At 46.9% G+C, this 3,876-nt stretch carries 5 protein-coding genes; all 5 read right to left on the bottom strand.

Going from position 1 to position 3,876, the window contains the following annotated elements; genetic code table 11:
* The coding region (locus WCO51_10790) for a hypothetical protein (GenBank protein MEI6513741.1) at window positions 1-307 on the bottom strand (307 nt) is incomplete at its 3' end.
* A gap of 220 nt (window positions 308-527) precedes the next feature.
* Entirely contained in the window at window positions 528-782 is a 255-nt protein-coding gene (locus WCO51_10785) for a hypothetical protein (protein ID MEI6513740.1), read from the bottom strand.
* A 212-nt stretch (window positions 783-994) separates the two neighbouring features.
* Entirely contained in the window at window positions 995-1,702 is a 708-nt protein-coding gene (locus WCO51_10780; protein ID MEI6513739.1) for a DUF3800 domain-containing protein, read from the bottom strand.
* Window positions 1,692-2,894 carry a restriction endonuclease subunit S gene (locus WCO51_10775; protein MEI6513738.1) on the bottom strand — a complete coding sequence of 401 codons (1,203 nt, stop codon included), beginning with the start codon at window positions 2,892-2,894 and terminating at the stop codon, window positions 1,692-1,694. The genes WCO51_10780 and WCO51_10775 overlap by 11 nt, the downstream gene beginning before the upstream one ends.
* 328 nt (window positions 2,895-3,222) lie before the next feature.
* The coding region (locus WCO51_10770; GenBank protein ID MEI6513737.1) for an N-6 DNA methylase at window positions 3,223-3,876 on the bottom strand (654 nt) is incomplete at its 5' end.

Below are 3,876 nucleotides of genomic sequence, written 5' to 3'. Positions count from 1 at the left end.
GGCAAAGCAGGTCATATATCTTCTCATTGGTGCGCACCAGCCCGTCATAGATCACCTCTGTTAGTGCCTGAATTGCGGCAGCGATATTGCCCTCGCTGAAGGGGATATCCTCCCCCTTGTAGCGCACAACATTATGCTTGCGCAGCCAGTCTGCCAACACTCCCTCCAGCAACACCCGGCTCTGTTTACCCCCACGTTGCCCTAGCGCATCGGTGCGGGACAGATAGGTGTAGCCCAGCGTCTGCAGTAATTGCAGTGCAGGTATTTGCGAGATGGCGTCTTCTATTGTTTGTGGTACGTCGTGCATATTTTTATCCTATTCTTCTCCGTCAAGCATTAGCCGTATGGATTCCTGTTCAAATTGTCCGATTATTCTGCCAATAAATAAAAAATGTCCCAAAGTGTGTTGACGATTATTACCCAAATGGGTATACTACTTTTTGGTGAATGGTTAATCCTATTAGCCACGTTCTTTACCATGTGTAGGGAACCCACAAAGGTTTCTGCCGCTGAACCCGCCTGGCGAATCAGCGGCAATCTTCTTTTCTCCACTTTGGTTTGGCTCGGATTAGCCTGATTATTTCTTCGTCGTCAGCAATAAAACATGTCACAAATTCGGCTTCCAGTTTTTCTGTATCTTTCCACCAACAACGTATCACCACGACGAAACGCTCAAATAACACAGCAACCCGTCTATTCGGATCGATGCAATTATTTTTTGCGTCCCATCCTTGCCGTGGATTTGAGTTGAGATTGATCAACGTTGCACGAATCCAATCCATCCTCTGGGCACGCCGTTGTGAGAATCTGTCCTTGACACCATTGCGGCGATTACTCTCAAACATGCAATGGTCGAAATGCCGTATTCGAAAACGTACGGGGATATCATCGAATGTCAGGAGAGAATCACGACAGAATTTTAATTCATAATGTACGCGGTATTCACCCTCCGTCGAAAAATGAACCAGAGGGGGCAATGGTGTCACAGGCACGGCTATGCCTCCTCTAATGCTATTTTGAAAATGTTGAGCTTACGCACACCCTTCGAAGTCGGCAACAGTTTCCATTGCTTACCCAGTCGCTCCTCAAAGTAGGAAATTACTCGATCTTTTGTTCCCCCCGGTTCAATATCGTTATTAAAGCGAGACGAGACCATCCCCAATAGAAAATCAGCGAGTTGAAGGAGTTGTACTTCATGCGACGGAAGTGCCTGTATGGAAACGACTTGTCCGCTGCAGGCATGTTGTAATACCCGGTGCATTTTTTGCAAACGATCATGCTGCCGGTTTGTTTTATTATCGCAATAGATTGCATACTCATGTCCACTCTCGATCCAATGCACGAGCATCTGGTAGTAAAATTTATAGAAACCAAGTTCAGGATCACCATCATGGTAGTGCTCCATGGACACCTTATCCCCTTCAACCAGAATACAGCGGAACCGCAGTTGTTCAGCATCATAGGATACGAATAGATCGATCAAATCACGATAAAAGTGCTCCCATTTCGCATGTACCTTGTGCCACTTAAGCTCACCTATCTTTCCGTGTCGTAATGTAAGTTCACGAAGGCGTCCTTTCACTTCGGTACGCAAATCGGCGGCAAGCCACAGACCACCGATGCATAAATACCGCGCACGTGATGATGATTGCGACCAAAATACATCAGGATGGCTCTCATCGCAATAGATTTCATAACGCATTGGCTTTGTCCTCCTCTTCCACCTTCACCCGCACCTGCCCGGTGAGGAGTTTTTGCATGAGAGCTTGCTTCTGAGTTTTAAAATTATCAAGCAGTTCCTTGTGCAATTTAATCTCATGATCTAAATTTCCTAGACATTCTGCAATTTCTCTTTGTTCACTAATGCTTGGAACATGAACTGGAATTTTATTTAGATCAGATGGATGAATACGTTTCGAACCAGTTCCCTTAGCGATAGTTTCTAAATTGGTATAAAAAGATTCTCTACTCATGAAGTATAAGAACCATTCGGGTATACATTCACCTAAAAAGTCGAATGCAGGAATATCTTGACTTGACTCATAACCATCAAGCTCATCTGGAACTAGTCCCATTGCCCCCTTATGGAGATTCTGTTTCCCATAGATGAATTGACCAGCCCGCCTGATGTAATAGGTGGTGCCATCTTCTCGTATCCTTATCTCACGCTTTTCTATCCCTTTAAGGTTGAGTTTAACAGTAATTCTTGTATTCATATCTGGAGAAGAAGCAAGGTCCCTGCTTTCTCTGACAAGGTCCCCGATTTTCTTATGCTCCCAATTGCAGTTAAATACTGGGAATCGCAGCTTCCCCGTCAACATCTGCTGCATCAACCCCTGCTTCAACCGCCGCTTTGCCTCAATCAGTCGTGTCGTCTGCTCGATGGCACGATCCCATGTAGCGAGGATGGTGGCGATTGCGCGCTGCTCGGGAAGGGGAGGAACGAATATTACGTGTTCTCGTAGAAGCTCTGTGGGCATACGTCCAGTGCCATGACCAGCCTGGTCTACATAAGACATCAGAACTCGTTTTGATGCAACTATCGCATAACCCAGAAAGTCAGCTCGGACGCTTTCTATTGGCAGAAGAGCCTTCACATCCTGATTAAAGGTGACCAGACGAGTGGTAACACCGACTGGAACGTTTTTCATTAATGTCATGCCACGCACCAGTACGAGTATAGAACCAGCCGGCACTGAGGTTGTACCATTCTTAGCACCTGCTTCTGTTACTTTCTCTTGAGAGTCAGAGAGCCAGAATGTCTTCATATCCTTTGCACTTAACCAAGGGATATCACCATTCCAATATTTTGTCGTTGCGCGATTAGGCGTCCCACCAGAGATGAAGCGAGCCATATTACCTAATTCTTCCTCTTTCCACCCATTAGGCACCATATCCTAACTCCTTCAGATACTTCCGCATCTCAATTCGCATCACTGTCCCCTTTCTTCTAGCCACTTGGCTCATGCGCTTTTCCTAACTTTCGTTCTGCGTCAGTTCGTTCACAGCAACGATGAGATACTGATCCACCGTTGCAGCAGTTATCCGGATTTTCCAGATAACTGTATCTAGCTCAGTAGTCTAGTTTTCCTTTACCACTCACCATTGTGTGCGCCTTATCATTGAGCTTTCCGAATATGCCGGATAGTTACTATATTGAGAATCAAAAATTCTACACTATCTGGCTTTGTTCATGTTGAACCGTTGCAGAATATATAGCAGTTACCCGAATATCCCATCGAATCCCAACTCCTCCAGATACTTCCGCATCTCTGCCCGTGTCTTCGCCAATTCCCCCTCCAACCGATCAATCTCTGCCTGCACCGCAAGGATATCTATCTCCTCTTCTTGCTCGAAGGTATCCACATAGCGGGGAATATTCAGATTGTAGTCATTTTCGGCGATCTCTGCACGAGTGGCACGGTAGGCGTATTTCTCCACAGTTGCTAATGCGGTGTGTGTGGCAATGATCTTCTCGACATCTTCCGTGCGTAATGCCTTCTGATTACGATTCTCAGCATAGTCGTGGCTGGCATCGATAAAGAGTACATCCGTGGTAGTCTTGCCTTTATTGAATAGCAATATACACGCCGGAATACCGGTGCCAAAAAACAGATTGGCCGGTAAACCGATAACCGTCTCCAGCAGGTTCTCCTCGATAAACTGTCGCCGGATAGCCCCCTCTGACCCGCCCCGGAAGAGTACGCCATGGGGGACGATGACGGCCACTTTGCCGGTACCTTCACTGGCAATCTCTACCATATGCGTGATAAAAGCGTAGTCGCCCTTCGACTTCGGCGGTACCCCGCGCCAGAAACGTCGGTACTTGTCCGCCGCCGCGCTCTCTGCTCCCCACTTATCCAGTGAGAATGGCGG

Source organism: bacterium, from assembly GCA_037131655.1.
Lineage (GTDB): Bacteria > Armatimonadota > Fimbriimonadia > Fimbriimonadales > JBAXQP01 > JBAXQP01.
Note: the sequence above shows the minus strand (reverse complement) of the source record. Positions and strands in the feature narration are given on the sequence as shown.